Origin of the sequence: Xanthomonas sontii (assembly GCF_040529055.1) — a bacterium.
In the GTDB taxonomy this organism is placed as follows: Bacteria; Pseudomonadota; Gammaproteobacteria; order Xanthomonadales; family Xanthomonadaceae; genus Xanthomonas_A; species Xanthomonas_A sontii.
In genome coordinates, this window is record NZ_CP132342.1 from 4105198 (window position 1) to 4120212 (window position 15015).

Here is a 15015-nt window from a genome sequence, read left to right on the forward strand (position 1 = left end):
ACGCTGGATTCGCGGTTGGGCGCGGCCTTCGATCCTGGCGATACCACCCGCAGAGACAAAAACCGATAAAGCGACGCTAGGCCAGCAAACCGTGCAGCTTGGCGTACTGCAACAGCATGATGGTCTTGGCGTCGGCGATCTCGCCGGTGTCGATCATCGCCAGCGCCGCATCGAGCGCCAGCTCCAGCACCTCGATCTCCTCGCCCTCGGCGGCCACGCCACCGCCGGCGCCGACCTTGTCGCGATCGACATACTCGCCCACGAAGAAGTACAGCCGTTCGGTTACCGAACCCGGACTCATGAAAGCCTCGAACACCTTGCGCACGTTTTCGATCCGGTAGCCGGTCTCCTCTTCGGTCTCCTTGCGGATGCAGGTCTCCGCATCGTGGCGATCGAGCAGGCCGGCGCAGGCCTCGATCAGCATGCCGTCGGGGTTGCCGTTGAGCAGGGTCGGCAGACGGAACTGGCGGGTCAGCATCACCGTGCGCTTGGCGCGGCTGTACAGCAGGATGGTCGCGCCGTTGCCGCGGTCGTAGGCCTCGCGCGTGAGCGCCTGCCAGCTGCCGTCGTGACGCTGGAAATCGAAGCTGACCTTGCGCAGCACGTACCAGTTGTCCGACAGCACTTCGATGTTGGTGACGCGCACGCGCGGGTTGCCGGAAACGAAGGAAGGGTCCAAGCGAAGCTCCAAGGGACAAGGGACAAGGGACAAGGGATCACGGCAGGCCGCAGGCGCGGCACCCGCCACACCTCTGCCGCCGTTCGACCGGGCAGTGTAGCCAGCACGCACCCCTGCGCGCTGGCACGGGGTGCGCTTTGCGCAACCGACCACACTCCCTCGGTGCCGCCGTCCGCATCGCGCCGCCGCCCCAGCCAGCCTCCCGATTGCGTGCGCCGCAGCCGACCCGCACAATCGTCACACTTCGTAGACAGGGGGCGTCATGGAAGACCGTCGTCGCGCGGGCGCGAGCCGCGTACACCGCAGCACACCCGAACCGTTCTGGGCGCGCACCCGCGCCATCGCGCTGTATCCGCTGCGCGGCGGCGCGCTGTACGCGCTGATCGCGCTGACCCTGTGCAGCCTGCTGGGCATGCTGCCCGGCATCGGCTGGATCCTGGGCATCGTCACCACCCTGGCCATCTACAAATACGCCTTCGAGATCCTGCGGCACACCGCCGACGGCTACCTGGACGCGCCGGAACGCGGCTTCGACATCGGCGACGGCGTGGTGCTGCGGCTGCTGGCGATGATGATCCTGCTCGGCGTGGCGGTGTTCGCCGCGCTGCTGCTGACCGGCCCGGTCGGCGGCCTGCTGATGCTGCTGGCGATGGTGCTGCTGCAGCCGGGCATCCTGATTTCCCTGGCGATGGACGGCAGCCTGCGCCGCGCGCTGAACCCGGCGGTGTCGATCGGCCTGGCGCTGCGCATCGGCTGGCCGTACCTGGCCGCGTTCGGCCTGCTGTTCGTGATCCAGGCCAGCGCGCTGGGCGCCGCCGCCTGGCTGCAGCGCGTCCTGCCGCCGCTGGTCGCCGACCTGGCGGTCACCGTGGTGACGATCTGGGGCCTGTTCGCCGCCTTCCACCTGATGGGCTATCTGGTCTACCAGTATCACGCCGTGCTGGGCTACGAACCTGCCGCCGACGCCGCGAGCGGCTTCACCCGCCACGCCCCGGACCAGCGCGTACTCGACGAGGCCGAACAGCTGGTGCGCGACGGCCATACCGACGACGCGCTGCAGGTACTGCGCAGCGAAGTGCGCACCCGCGCGGTGAGCCTGGGCGTGCACGAGCTGTACCAGCGCCTGCTGCGCGGCAGTGCGCGCCAGGACGAACGCCGCGAGCACACCCGCCAGTACATCCACCGGCTGCTGCAGGAGAAGCAGGAACGGCGGGCACTGGCCCTGCAGCGCGAGGCGCTGGATGCCGATCCCGACTTCGTGCCGCTGCTCCCGGAACAGGCCACGCTGCTGGCCGAACGCGCGCAGCTGGCCGGCCAGTTCCGGCTCGCCGCCGACGGCCTGCAGGCCGCGCTGCGTGCCTGGCCGAAGGCACCGGAACACAGCACCTGGTCGCTGCAGGCCGCCCTGCTGCTGGCCGAACGCTTCGGCGAGGACGCGCAAGCGCGCGGCCTGCTGGAACACGCGCTGAGCCGCTGCGACGACGAGGTGCAACGCGGCAAGCTGCAGGCGGCGTTGCGCGCGGTGACGATCGCGCCGGTCTAGCGCGTCCTGCGCGGCGTGCCGAACGAGGGGTGGCACTGCGCACCCCACGCGTGCCGAGCAGCGCCCTCAGGCATTGGCGAGCAGGAACCGCGCCTTGTCCGCCTGCGGCAGGTCCGGATACCGCACGATCACCCCCTCCAGCACGCGCCGCCACTCCGCCGTGGCCTGGCGTTCGCCATGGCCCAGCGCCAGCCGGAACCAGGCCTGCGCCTGCTGCTCGCGCGGCGAGAGCGTATCCTGCGCCAGCAGTGTCTCGGCCTCGGCCAGCATTCCCAGCGCCATCCAACGCGCGAACAACGCCGCACGCATCGGTGCATCCAGATCGCCGGCCGCGTGCAGCACTCCCGCCTGCTGCCGCGCTTCCTGGGCTGATGCCGCCGACAGGCGCAACAGCTCCAGCGCCCGTGCCCGCGCTGTCGCGGTCTGGCCGGCATTGGCGGCCACGCGATAGCGCGCCAGCGCCACATCGAAGCGCTGCGGCGCCTCCGCCGCCAGCGCGTCCAGCAATGCGCCGGCCTGGACGTGCTCCATCCGCCCCAGGTGCGCCTGCGCACGCTCCCAGCGGTCATCGGCCGGCGCCCCGCCATCGTCGCGCAGGAACGCCTCGCGCGTCTGCCCGGTCGCCACCAGCACGGCACCGAGCAGCGCGCCGACCATCAGTCCGCCGGCATGCGCGTCGAAGCCGATGCCGGCATCGCCGTTGCACAGCAGGTTGTACAGCTCCCAGCCCAGCCACAGCGGCAGCAGCACGATGGCCGGCGCGCGCACGTAGTCGAACAGCACCGCCACCCAATAGAAGAAGCGCACCGGACGCCGTCCCCACACCACGCAGAACGCCCCCATCAGCGCGGCGATGGCACCGGACGCGCCAAGGCCCGCCCCTGCCTCGTCCCAGCGCCAGCACAGGCTGGCCGCGCTGGCGCCGAACGCACCGAGCAGGTACACCGCCAGGAACCGCCAGCCGCCGATCGCACCTTCCAGCAGCGTGCCCAGCGCCAGCAGGAACAGCATGTTGCCGAGCAGGTGCATGGCGTCGGCGTGCAGGAACGCCGCGCTGAGCATGCGCGCCGGTGCCCATTCCGAACTGCGCTGCACATGGCGCAGGGTGAACACGCGCTGCAGCAGCGCGTCGTAACGCGCGCGCAGCGGCGTCCACGCCTGCTGTGCATCGGCATCGGCGAAGGCGCTGCCGTCGCGCATGGCCTGCACGAAGCGCACGTCGTGCACGGTGGCGGCGCCGACGAAGGCCGACCGCTCCGCCGCCGGTACCTGCTGCAGTTGCGCCAGCGCCTCGCGCTGACCGCTGCGTTCCAGATGGCGCGCGTAGGCCGGCGCTTCCAGCGCACCGAGACCGGAGTCCAGGTAGTAGCGCTGCGCCTGCCGCAGCGGCGCCGCGTCGTGGCGCTGCCAGCCCGCGTACACCGCGATGTTGAGCAGGATCAGCAGCAGCGTGACCAACGGAAAATTGTCCCGCGACAGCGGCTTGTGCAGCGGCAGGATCAACATCGAACGACGTCCATGTGCGGGGCGGCGCCAGCTTCGGCCATCGTCCGCGGGTGCGCAAGCGGCAGGCACGCGCTAGCATCGCCACCCCGCTCCACCGCAGTCGCACCGATGAGCCGCTGGCGTCCCCCTGCCGAAAAAAGCACCGCCCTGATCACCCCGGAAGGCCATGCCCGGCTCAAGGCCGAGCTGGAGGAACTGTGGCGGGTGCGCCGGCCCGAGGTGGTCAAGGCGCTGGCCGCGGCCGCGGCCGAGGGCGACCGCTCGGAGAACGCCGAATACACCTACCGCAAGAAGCAACTGGGCGAGATCGACCGCCGCGTGCGCTACCTGAGCAAGCGCCTGGAAGCGCTGCGCGTGGTCGCCGAGGCGCCGTCCGACCCGCAGGCGGTGTTCTTCGGCGCGCACATCGAACTGGAGGATGCCGACAGCGGCGAACTGCGCCGCTACCGCATCGTCGGCCCGGACGAGACCGACGCGGCGCGCGGCTGGATCAGCATCGATTCGCCGCTGGCGCGTGCGCTGCTGAAGAAGCGCGTCGACGACGAAGTGGAAGCACAGCTGCCCGGCGGCCGCCACAGCTTCGTGGTGGTGGCGGTGGACTACGCCGCGCCGTGAGCGCGCGGCGCCGTGGCGCCACGCATGCCGCCGCCTGCAGCGTCAGAGCACCCGCAGATCCAGCGGCGTTGCCGACGACGCCTGCGCCGGCAGCCCATCGCCGAACAGGTCATGCTCGTCGCTGTCGGTGATCTCCACCTGCACCAGATCGCCCGGCTTCAGCCCAAGCTCGCCGCCGTTCTGGATATGCACCAGGCCGTCGATCTCCGGCGCATCGGCCTTGGAGCGCGCCACTGCGATGCCGTCCTCCAGCAGGTCGACTAGGCACTCCTGCACCGTGCCGATCTTGGCTTCCAGGCGCGCGGCGGAAATCGCCGCCTGCCGCTCCATGAAGCGCGCCAACCGCTCCTGCTTGAGTTCCTCCGGCACCGGATCCGGCAGCGCATTGGCGCTGGCGCCTTCCACCGGCGAATAGGCGAAGGCACCGACGCGGTCGAGCTGCGCGGCGTCCAGGAACTCCAGCAACTGCTCGAACTCGGCGTCGGTCTCGCCGGGGAAGCCGACGATGAAGGTCGAACGCAGGGTGATCTCCGGGCAAAGCGCGCGCCAGCGCTGCACGCGCTCCAGGGTGCGCTCGACCGCGCCCGGCCGCTTCATCAGCTTGAGGATGCGCGGGCTGGCGTGCTGGAACGGGATGTCCAGGTACGGCAGCAGCTTGCCCTCGGCCATCAGCGGGATCACGTCGTCCACGTGCGGGTACGGATACACGTAGTGCAGGCGCGCCCACGCGCCCAGTTCCGACAGCCCCTCGCACAGCGCCTTCATCCGCGTCTGGTAGCTGCGGCCGCGCCATTCGCGCTCGGCGTACTTCAGGTCCACGCCATAGGCCGAGGTGTCCTGCGACACCACCAGCAACTCGCGCACCCCACCCTTGACCAAACGCTCGGCCTCGCGCAGCACCTCGTCGACCGGGCGCGACACCAGGTCGCCGCGCATCGACGGAATGATGCAGAAGCTGCAGCGGTGATTGCAGCCTTCGGAGATCTTCAGGTAGGCGTAATGCCGCGGCGTCAGCTTGACCCCGATGTCGTCCTCGGCGCCCCGCGCGCGCGGCAGCAGGTCCACGAACGGGTCGTGGCGCGGCGGCAGCGCCGCATGCACCGCTTCCATCACGCTCTGGTAGTCCTGCGGACCGGAGACCGCCAGCACGTCCGGATAGGCCGCGCGGATCTGCTCCGACCGCTTGCCCAGGCAGCCGGTGACGATGACCTTGCCGTTCTCGGCCATGGCCTCGCCGATCGCTTCCATCGACTCGGCCACCGCCGAATCGATGAAGCCGCAGGTATTGACCACCACCACGTCGGCCGCGTCGTAGCTGGGCACGATCGCATAGCCCTCCACGCGCAGTTGGGTGAGGATGCGTTCGGAATCGACAAGGGCCTTCGGGCACCCAAGGCTTACCATACCTATACGCGGCTGGCGGGCCGCCTGTGAAGTTGTTTCTGTCATGTGGGGTGAACTGTGAGTGGTCTTGTCTATAGCTACATGCGCTTTTCCGACCCAAGCCAGGCAGCCGGCCATAGCCGCGAGCGCCAGGAGGCGTACGCGTCAAAATGGGCGGCAGAACACGGTCTGCAGCTGGACAATAAGCTCACGATGCTGGATGAAGGCTTGTCAGCCTATCACCAGCGGCACGTGACGTCAGGAGCGCTCGGGGCGTTTCTGGCGGCGGTACAGGCCGGGCGGATCGAGGCGGGATCGGTGCTGGTGGTCGAAGGGCTCGACCGGCTTTCGCGCGCCGAGCCGATCCAGGCCCAGGCGCAACTGGCCCAGATTGTAAATGCCGGCATCACGGTAGTCACCGCCAGCGACGGCAAGACTTACAGCAGGGAGCGACTGAAGGCGAACCCCATGGACCTCGTCTACAGCCTCTTGCTGATGATCCGCGCCCACGAAGAGAGCGACACCAAGAGCAAGCGGGTCAAGGCGAGCATACGCTGGTTGTGCGAGGGATGGCAGGCCGGGACGTATCGCGGCCGGATCCGCCAGGGGCACGATCCCGAATGGCTGCGCGAAGTGCCAGGCGGGCCTAACAACGGTTGGGAACTAGTCCCCGAGCGTGTCGCGGCCGTGCGCAGAGCCGTGGCGTTGTACGTCCAAGGGGCAGGTGGACTGCGCATCATGCAGGTCCTCGACGCTGAGGGTCTAGAGCTCTACACCACCAGCAAAAACCACGCCCCACAGTTCTACCGACTGATAAAGATGCCCCAGTTGGTGGGCAACATGCCCGTGAGGGTCGACGGCGAGGAGTTCCTGTTGGAGGGGTACTACCCCGGAGTGCTCAGCCACCCGGAATGGGAGGAGCTGTGCCGGGTCCGCGCCCAGAGCGGACGACGGCGCGTCAAAGGCGACCTTCCTCACGTCATCACCGGAATTGGGATCACCACTTGCGGCTACTGCGGCCGCGCCATGTGTGGACAGAACCTCGCATCCAAGAAGCGCCTGCCCGATGGACGCATCAGAGACGGGTACAGGAGGCTCCTGTGTGCTTCCAACGCATCATACGGCGACGGCTGTAGCGTCAAGGCCAGCACCAGCGTGGCGCCGATAGAGCGGGCGCTCATGAAGTACTGCAGTGACATCATCAATCTGCAGGCGCTTTTTGGAACCGAGGGCATCGACGCACCTCGTGCCCGGGCTGCTTCCGCGCGCGCGAAGGTGGCTGAGATCAACGCGCAACTGGAGAAGGTAACCGATGCCATGCTGGCAACGTCATCGGAAGGAACTCCGCAGGTATTCGCCCGTCGCGCGCGCGCCTTGGAAAAAGATCTGCACGATGCCGAGAGCGCCCTGAGGGATGCGGAACTCGAGCTTGGAAAGATCAGTCGCAGGGATCTGCGAGGGGCCGATCAGGCATGGCGCGACCTAGCCGCTGGCGTTGAAGCCCAGGATGTCGAGGCCCGACTGCGCGCAAGACAGTTGGTCGCAGATACCTTCGAGCGGATAGTGATCTATGCCCGTGGCATACGACCCGATCCAGAAGCCAGCGAACGCGACTACTGCATAGACATCGTACTGGTGGGACGCGGAGGCAACTCACGCCTGCTCCAGGTCGACCGGGAGGGCAATCTGCTCCAAGCCGAGGATGTCGCGAACCTGCAGGCTGTCGAAGTCGAACCCCCCAGGCATCCAACATAGCGCGCCGCACCTGACGAAGGCCATCGGCGTCTGCTACGCCACGCCACGCCGTATCGTTCGCCAACTGGTATGCGGTACCAGAGCCAAACCGATTCCCTCGGGCCGACCAAGTCGGCGACCGCCATCATGCCCGGCAGGTCATAAGTGACGCCGAGGCCCCATGACGCTCTACACCACCGACTACCTGGAGTACTACCTCACGCTCGTGGGCTGGATCGTCCAGAACGGCATCTGGAACATCCTCGTCGCGAGCGGAGCGTTCGCCCTGCCCTTCGTCGCGATCGTCGTGCAGGAATGGCTTCGCGCCAGGGGTGAAGGGGCCGACGAGGGCAACAAAGGCGTGCTGTCGGCTGCCCGGATCGAGAACCGCGTCTGGGTGGCCGTGGTGGTCATCCTGTTCGCAGGCATCCCCTTCATCGACGTGGATCTCTCCACGATCCAGTTCGATGCCAGCCGCTCCAAGCAATGCAAGGTCGATGTGGCCGTCCCCCAGGACACGCGTTGGTCGAACGCGTTCACCACCCTCAACAACCAGAGTGCGCGCGTGCCGGTCTGGTGGTTCTTCATGCACGCGATTTCCAAGGCGGTGACCGGGGCCGCAGTCGCCGCCATCCCCTGCGGAACGGATCTACGGCAGATGCGGATGGAGATCGACAGTACCCGCATCAACGATCCGGTCCTGGCACAGGAGGTGGCCGACTTCACGCGGGACTGCTACGGGCCCGCGAGGGCGAAGCTCTTCATGGGCCGCCCCGAACTCTCGGACGCCCAGATGGACGACGTGACGTGGATCGGATCCGCCTACTTTTTGGGGACTAGCGGGTATTACGACAGCTACCACTCCCAGACAGCCCGCGCTTCCTGGCCGTACGACGCCACGCGCGACGCGGGGTTGGCACAGGTCACGAATGGGGGCGGATACCCTACCTGCAGTCAGTGGTGGACCGATGGCGACCGCGGCCTGCGGGGCCGGCTGCTGGCCCAGGTGGATTCAGGTCTCCTGGCCCGTGTCGGGCGCTGGGCGAGCTTCGTCTCGCGCCAGCAGGCGGACGATGCCGTCATCCGGGCCATCGCGGCGCCGCGCCAGCAGACCATGAACCAGGGCCAGGCCTACGCCGACTACGGCGGACAGGTCGATATGACCCTGCCCAACATCGTCACGCGGGGAGCGGCCGACGTGGGCCTTGCCGCCGGCTCAGTCGGCTTCTTCCCGGCCATGGACGTGATGCGCCAGGCGCTGCCGATGGTGCTGTCGTTCCTCAAGATGGCGATGGTGATCTGCGTGCCGCTCGTGCTGCTGTTCGGCACGTACGACCTCAAGGCCGTGGTGACCGTGAGCTGCGTGCAGTTCGCCCTCTTCTTCGTGGACTTCTGGTTCCAGCTGGCCCGATGGATCGACAGCACCATCCTCGATGCTCTCTACGGATGGAGCGGTCCGCACAGCAACCTCGACCCGCTGCTGGGGCTGAACAATGCGTTCGGAGACATGCTGCTGAACTTCGTCATGGCCAGCATGTTCATCGTCTTGCCCGGCGTGTGGGTTGCCGCGCTTGGATGGGTCGGGGTGCAGGCGGGAACGATGGCGCGCATGCTCGCCACAGGCACGGACGGCGCAAGATCGGCTGGAAGCAAGGGGAGCGACGCGGCACTCAATGCCGCGCTGCGGTCCAAGTGAGCGATGCGATCGCTTAGCTGTCTTCCTGCTCGCCCGGGTCGATCCGCATCTCGCCCCTGTAGAGCCCGTAACCCTCCCACCCGTCCTTCCACTCCGGTTCCGGCGTTGCATCGAAACCATCAATGCGGCCAATGAGCCACAGAGCGGCGATCACTGCGAGGACCATCGTGCCCAGCCAGAAAGCTCCATAGAGAAGCACACCCACCACCAGCAGCAAGGCACAGACACCCACCGCTTTCGCCACGCTGGCGGGAACCCCGGCCCCGATCAGCCAGCCAGTGAATTGCGCATTCCGAACCAGCAGCCAGCGCCAGGCGCCCGCAGCAGCGCGCCCTGCCCTACGGCTCAGCGGCGTTCCAGATTGCGAGGTAGCCATGGTGGTGCCCTCATGCTGCTTCAAACGTTGAACGGATTACGGATCGACAGGCTCTCTTCGATGATGAGGCCATGGTGCATGTCCTCGGAGTAGAGCGTCTGGCAGCCTTCGGCTGCGGCCGCAGCCACGATGCAGGCGTCGTAGAACGACAGCTGGTGCCGCGCGGCCAACTCGCGGGCCCGGTCGTGCACCTCGACCGTGAGCGGAACAATACTGCAGAACTCCCGCACCAGCGCCAGGAACTGGCCCACCTCGCTCCACCCCATCTTCAGCTTGCGCACGCAGACGTGGGTGACCTCGTTGAGCACCTGAACGCTGATCACCGGGCCACGCTTCAGCAGCGCCTCGGCGCTGTCCGCCTTGGCTGCATCCTCCGACAGCAGGTAGAGCACCACGTTGCTGTCGAGGAACACCTTGCTCCTACCCGCGGCCATTGGCCTCGTCCCGGTTGAACTTGAAGTCCGCAGGCAGCTTGCCACGGAAGGAGCGGAGCCGCTCCAACATGGCCTCGGGCCCAGGTTTTTTCCGCACCGCGAACGACCGCGGATCATCGACGAAGATTTCAATGTCATCGCCTTCCCGCAGCTCCAGCGCCTCGACTACGTTCGCCGGCAGGCGAACCGCCAGGCTATTGCCCCACTTCGCGACTTGCATGACTTGATCCAAATGATATACATGTGATGCTGTATATCCTAACCCCTTAGCGTCGCTTCGCAAGTCCCATCATCGGCTCCGGCAGCAAAGGGCGCGTGCGCGGCAAATGGGAAGGGGAATGGAAGGGGGATCAAGGGCAAAGGCCCTACCCGGAAAGACAAAAAGGCGGCTACTCGGAGCACCTTCTCATTGGCGCCAGCGGCGATGGCGTTCTGCTACTACTGAAGAGGCGATGCCCACTGCACCTGACGCCTCCAGCCCGCTGCGGGCAACCGATCCGCGGTCGTCGAAAACCAATGCCCTCCCACACATCCCAGGAGACCTCCCCATGCCGCTAGCACTTGGCCTTGCAACGCTTCTCGCGGTTACACCCGTTCAGGCCGAAAGTGCCACGCAGGCGGACGCCGCAGTCTGCAGCGAGGCGATGGGCATCTACTTGCCCGAGCGACGCACCACCCCAGCACCCAACATTCAGCTGACCCACTTCCAGTACATGAGCCCGGACGTGGCCTGTGCGAGCAACGTAGAACGCGACGTGCTTAAGACCGCATCAAGCCCATTGCCGCCTCCTCTTTCGCCCACAGCAAGGCGCGCTTCAGCGTCATGGTCCGCTACACGCTCACGGCAAATAAGCCAGCGGTCTTCGAGATGCAGACCACCACGACGCCTTCAGCTGAAGAGGGGCGGCTGACCGCGTTCTACAACGGCGCCTCAGCCCTTACCGACGCACACAGTACCCACGGCACCGTCTACGTCGTGTTCAAGTATGAGATCTCGCCAGTGGGGCGATGACAGCTTCAAGCCGCATTGGCTAAGGGAGGTCGGTTTTCGGCCCGTTGTAATCGTTCGTGCCTGGGTTGCATCGCCTGCTGCACTGGTGTTCGGAGTCGCTCGCGCGGACTGCGCGTGCCTCCTGAGAAACACTACCCAAACGTCAGCAAACGACTGACGAAATGCCTCGGGACGCTCACAAAGAAAAAGCGTCCTGAGGACGCTTTTTCAAAATTGGCGGGGGATGGGGCACTCTTAGGGCCTAAGTCTTCCAAAACGAAGCCGTGACTTCCCTGCAGTGTCCAGTGCGCATACCCCCAGTAACCCCGCGCCCTTTCGATTGCTTTTCAGCTTGACCTTTAGCCTCATTTTTTCCCCTTTCGCTGAATCTCGAAATCCACAGAGATCTCGAACACCATGAAGAAGGAAGCAAACAACACCAGACATCCGCTGAGGAAGTCTCCGAACAACGCCGTGGTAGACACAGCACCGAAGCCGGAAATCGGACGCTAGTGTACGACAGCCGCCCCGGTGTTGAAAGGACACTGCGGCTGGAGCCTAGGAGTGACCTGCTGCTTCCATGAATCTCGTTCCCCACGAATGGGTCTTCCTCCGGGAGCATCTACCCAACCTCGGAGAAATCATCGGATCGGCGTTCAGCGAAGCCGGAACAAGGGACTGGGATTGGACGTTGAAACTACCAAGGTAAGCGACTTCTTCGCCCTACTGAGGGCGACGTACATCTTGGATTTCGCGTAAAGCGTCGACGTGAACTGTGTCTTGTCACAGGCCATCAGCATCACTTGCTCGCATTCCAGCCCCTTCGCCTTGTGGATGCTGCTGAGCACTTTCTTAGGCGGAGATAGATGGGAATACGAACGCATGCGTGCCACTTCCGCAAAACCTTCGTCGGGACCTGCGAACTGACCGATGCGCACGGCATCCCGCAACTCGGAACTGTGGTCGATCTTCACCGTGTCGAAGCCCGCTGCAGCGTCCTTCACCAAGGCGGTGATTTTCGCGAGGGCCTCCGACACACCTCTATGCGACGGATCGTTCAGTAGGCATCGCGCGACCGCTTGTATGTTCGCCGGCTTTCCTCTGGTTGCGCGCACCGCCCCAGTGCGGATCTCCTGAAGAAGCTGATTACCATGGCTGGATGGACTGAACCCTGCTGCGACGCTACCCATGAAGGTGATGACGCCGTAAGCAAGAGCCTCCGGGCTACCTTGATCGTTGCGCAGTGTTCGCACAAGCGCCCCTAACGCCTCGCGCGTATGCCCTTCCCAGATGGGAACTTTTCGACCCCAGAAAGCGCGAAGTGCAGTGACCAAGTCGTTCTGCGACGCGAGGATCATCAGATTGGGGTTGTCTCTCAGCATCTTGTCGATAGGCTTTCTGTCTTCACCCGACAGCTGATAGATCGCTCGCATCTGGGACATGTTGTTCCCGACAAGAACCTTGACGGAAGGCGGTAGCCCAGCAGTCAGGTCGATCGGCGTTCCGCGCTCCAGGCTCTCCCGCGCCTCAATGACCCAGGCTCCCAACAAAGGACAGCCGGTTTTCCAACGGTGAGGTGTAAGCAGTTTCTCTCCTGCTCCCTGCGCCTTCAGGGCATCCCAGCGAACACGGTCCTCACGTGCAGCCCTGTCGCTTCTGCCCCCGTAAAGCCGCTGCATGGGGTCACCAAAGATCCGGACCGTGGCTCCAGCAGATAGCAAGGACATGACAACGCTGTGCTGATCGACACTGGAGTCCTGGTGCTCATCACATACGATGACCGGATAGCGTCGCACCAGCGCACGAGCCACCATGGGTTGATTGCGCAGGAATGTTGCAACCTTGCTCGCCATGATCTCGAAGCCTTGTCCGCCATCCTGCCAAGCCCAGGATGTCAAATCACGCGGCAATTCCAGTGGCTTGTGATACGCCAGCGCGATCTGCGCAATCAGGGCATCGATGGTCTTGATCTCCACACGTGACCCGGCCTTCTTCGTACGCTCCGCGAAAACGGAGCACGCGGCGTGCGTGTGCGTCAAAATGAGCAGGCGGCCATCACCGAGTCCACCGACTACGTCTTGCGCGTAAGCCGCCCCCTGATAGGTCTTTCCGCATCCTGCTGCAGCTTCGATGATCACCAGTGGCTCGGGCGAGCGGAGAAGCTTGGCAACGGCCTGGTCGCTCATAGATCGAGCTTCTGTAGGGGCGGACGTCCCACAGCTGCCAGTACCGCGTTGACCAACGGAAGCAACTGCGGTTGGACGTCCGCCCACGCACCCAGAGCTACCATCTTCTGGGCCAGTTCCTTGCCGCCGTCTGTGGACTTGAACCATTGCTGGGCATGCTTCTTCCAGGCTTTGTCCTGCCCTTCAGGGGCGCCAACCTTACTCCCGGTGGCGGCCGCAACGATCAGAGCGCGCCAGGTCTGGCCAGAGGCTTTCAGCGCCTCGTCTATCGCGTCGGTCGTCTTGTGTTGAATTCCAAGGCGATCCGCCAAAGTCCGGAGTCGGTAACCGTCGAGTTCACCTTCGGCGTCCTTCAGCAGCTCCAGTAGATTTGCTTCGGGAACCGCCCCGATCACATGATCCTCGGTGCAGCCCCTCGGCCATTGGTGCAGGCGCCCTGCAAGCTTATCTTTCAGTCTCCTCCACCGCTCCGGGGCAGTGCCTTCATCATCCGCCAGTCCGGCAAACAGCAAGCCGGAAGACGCGAGTGTCTCTAGCAACTCTAAGGTCGCCCCATTGCCCTGGCCATCGCAAACGCGCACCCCGTGGTCGAGCGGGTTGCCCTCGAAAGCCTTCTCCAACAGGTACTGCAGGAAGCCGACCTCGGTGGGGCCTTCAGCAATGACGGCCACACGCGCCAGGAACGTTTCAGGATCGCGTTTCTGCTGTGGACCGATCTTGTCCCGAGGCAGCGCACCGATGGAGCCCTGGCTGTCCAGATACCAGAGGTGCGCGTCCTCTGCACACGAAATTGCGACGGGGCTGTGCGTCGTGAGGAAGATCTGCCCCTGCTGATTGGCTAGGGTGTTGATGAGTTTGCGCAGACGGTATGGTTCCAGCCCACGCTCGATTTCATCGATGAGCGTGACGCTTGCTTCCTTATCGGTGGCTGATGCGATCTCAAGCGCGGCCATTCGTCTTGTACCGGCACCCCAACTGCTCAGAGGCAAAGCCACACCGTTTTTGGTCGCCATCAAGCCGATCAGTGCTCCGATGGAGAGTCCCTGGCTGGTCGTGAGTCCGAGCTTCAAGTCGCTGGGAAGCGCGGCACCAGCCATTCGCCCGTCCAGCGACTCGATCGCTTGCTTGCCCTTGTCGTTGAGCGAGTCGTGCAAGTTGAGGCCTGCCACCTCCTTGCCGATACGAGCCCGCAACGCATTGTCGGCCAACAACCGATCCAGGGCGGAACCATAGACAAGGCGCAGATCACGATCATTGCGCTCATCAGCGCTCATTCGGACCAGTCCGATACGCCGACGAACGGCCGTCGAGAAATGGTCGTACTCGTCGTTGGGTTGAATGACCTCCCACGCAAGCTCTAACTCCGTGGTCCCCCGTACGCGCACGCGATACACCGGCTCGCCAGGCGCCGGGAGGTCACCCTCCCCGTCGGCCGACGGGGCTACCGCATCTTTTCCATTCCACACCCATGGCCAGGCGAAGGTGTTCTGTGTGCCGATCCCGGTGGCGTCGGGTAGTGACATGACAGCCTCGATGACGAATTCCTGTGCGCTGTCGCGTGACCAATAGTCCGCCTCGGAGATGACCACAGTATTCGACGGAGATAGCAACAGCGCGATCGCATCAAGAACAGTCGTTTTCCCTACGTCACCACCTCCCAGGATGAAATTCATTCCCGCAGCAGGCATCCATTGAAAGGAGTGAACTCCCCTGAAGCGCTGAATGATGATCTTATAGATACGGGAAGATTTGCTCATTTCATTCTCCGTAACAGGGAGTGAGCACCTAGTCAAACCGTTCTCCATTGACGCACATGGGAAGCAAGATTTGACTACCCTCTCTGGTTCACTAATCCCTGTTGTTCTGCAATCA

Annotated in this window: 13 protein-coding genes; 5 read left to right on the forward strand and 8 right to left on the reverse strand. The window is 64.8% G+C overall.

Annotated features, from left to right (window positions below; translation table 11 throughout):
- Positions 1-76: 76 nt before the first annotated feature.
- Positions 77-679 carry a GDP-mannose pyrophosphatase NudK gene (gene nudK / locus RAB70_RS17220; protein WP_017909111.1) on the reverse strand — a complete coding sequence of 201 codons (603 nt, stop codon included), beginning with the start codon at positions 677-679 and terminating at the stop codon, positions 77-79.
- 262 nt (positions 680-941) lie between these two features.
- Between nudK and RAB70_RS17225 the strand changes: the two genes are divergently transcribed.
- Positions 942-2222 carry a hypothetical protein gene (locus RAB70_RS17225; protein WP_148827811.1) on the forward strand — a complete coding sequence of 427 codons (1281 nt, stop codon included), beginning with the start codon at positions 942-944 and terminating at the stop codon, positions 2220-2222.
- 66 nt (positions 2223-2288) lie between these two features.
- Here RAB70_RS17225 and RAB70_RS17230 read toward each other — a convergent pair whose 3' ends face one another.
- Entirely contained in the window at positions 2289-3728 is a 1440-nt protein-coding gene (locus RAB70_RS17230) for a rhomboid family intramembrane serine protease (protein ID WP_148827812.1), read from the reverse strand.
- A 108-nt stretch (positions 3729-3836) separates the two neighbouring features.
- On the opposite strand from RAB70_RS17230, the gene greB reads away from it, so the two are divergent.
- Positions 3837-4343: a transcription elongation factor GreB gene (greB, locus tag RAB70_RS17235; RefSeq protein ID WP_017911327.1), complete on the forward strand. Its 507-nt coding sequence runs from the start codon at positions 3837-3839 to the stop codon at positions 4341-4343.
- 42 nt (positions 4344-4385) lie between these two features.
- Here greB and rimO read toward each other — a convergent pair whose 3' ends face one another.
- Positions 4386-5792, reverse strand: a complete 1407-nt coding sequence (gene rimO / locus RAB70_RS17240) for a 30S ribosomal protein S12 methylthiotransferase RimO (protein WP_148827813.1) — start codon at positions 5790-5792, stop codon at positions 4386-4388.
- Between the two features lie 36 nt (positions 5793-5828).
- Between rimO and RAB70_RS17245 the strand changes: the two genes are divergently transcribed.
- Together RAB70_RS17245 and RAB70_RS17250 are read left to right on the forward strand one after the other, a co-directional pair.
- Positions 5829-7481, forward strand: coding sequence for a recombinase family protein (locus tag RAB70_RS17245; protein WP_170268137.1), 1653 nt, complete (start codon positions 5829-5831; stop codon positions 7479-7481).
- Between the two features lie 160 nt (positions 7482-7641).
- A complete protein-coding gene (locus tag RAB70_RS17250) occupies positions 7642-9156 on the forward strand; it encodes a conjugal transfer protein TraG N-terminal domain-containing protein (RefSeq protein WP_148827815.1) in 1515 nt (504 codons plus the stop codon).
- Positions 9157-9169: 13 nt separating this feature from the next.
- Here RAB70_RS17250 and RAB70_RS17255 read toward each other — a convergent pair whose 3' ends face one another.
- From RAB70_RS17255 to RAB70_RS17265, 3 genes are read right to left on the reverse strand one after another with little or no spacing between them, the layout of a single operon-like run.
- Positions 9170-9532 (reverse strand): DUF3742 family protein, encoded by a 363-nt coding sequence (locus RAB70_RS17255; RefSeq protein WP_148827816.1) that lies wholly within the window; start codon positions 9530-9532, stop codon positions 9170-9172.
- A gap of 20 nt (positions 9533-9552) precedes the next feature.
- On the reverse strand, positions 9553-9945 hold the full coding sequence (locus tag RAB70_RS17260; protein WP_225851541.1) for a PIN domain-containing protein: 393 nt from the start codon (positions 9943-9945) through the stop codon (positions 9553-9555).
- A 7-nt stretch (positions 9946-9952) separates the two neighbouring features.
- A complete protein-coding gene (locus RAB70_RS17265; RefSeq protein ID WP_148827818.1) occupies positions 9953-10186 on the reverse strand; it encodes an AbrB/MazE/SpoVT family DNA-binding domain-containing protein in 234 nt (77 codons plus the stop codon).
- A gap of 603 nt (positions 10187-10789) precedes the next feature.
- Here RAB70_RS17265 and RAB70_RS17270 point away from each other — a divergent pair.
- On the forward strand, positions 10790-10978 hold the full coding sequence (locus RAB70_RS17270) for a hypothetical protein (RefSeq protein WP_148827819.1): 189 nt from the start codon (positions 10790-10792) through the stop codon (positions 10976-10978).
- 635 nt (positions 10979-11613) lie between these two features.
- On the opposite strand, the gene RAB70_RS17275 is transcribed toward RAB70_RS17270, so the two are convergent.
- Positions 11614-13143: a UvrD-helicase domain-containing protein gene (locus RAB70_RS17275; RefSeq protein WP_148827820.1), complete on the reverse strand. Its 1530-nt coding sequence runs from the start codon at positions 13141-13143 to the stop codon at positions 11614-11616.
- On the reverse strand, positions 13140-14900 hold the full coding sequence (locus tag RAB70_RS17280) for an ATP-dependent endonuclease (protein WP_211352206.1): 1761 nt from the start codon (positions 14898-14900) through the stop codon (positions 13140-13142). Before RAB70_RS17280 ends, RAB70_RS17275 begins: the two co-directional genes overlap by 4 nt.
- Positions 14901-15015 lie beyond the last annotated feature (115 nt).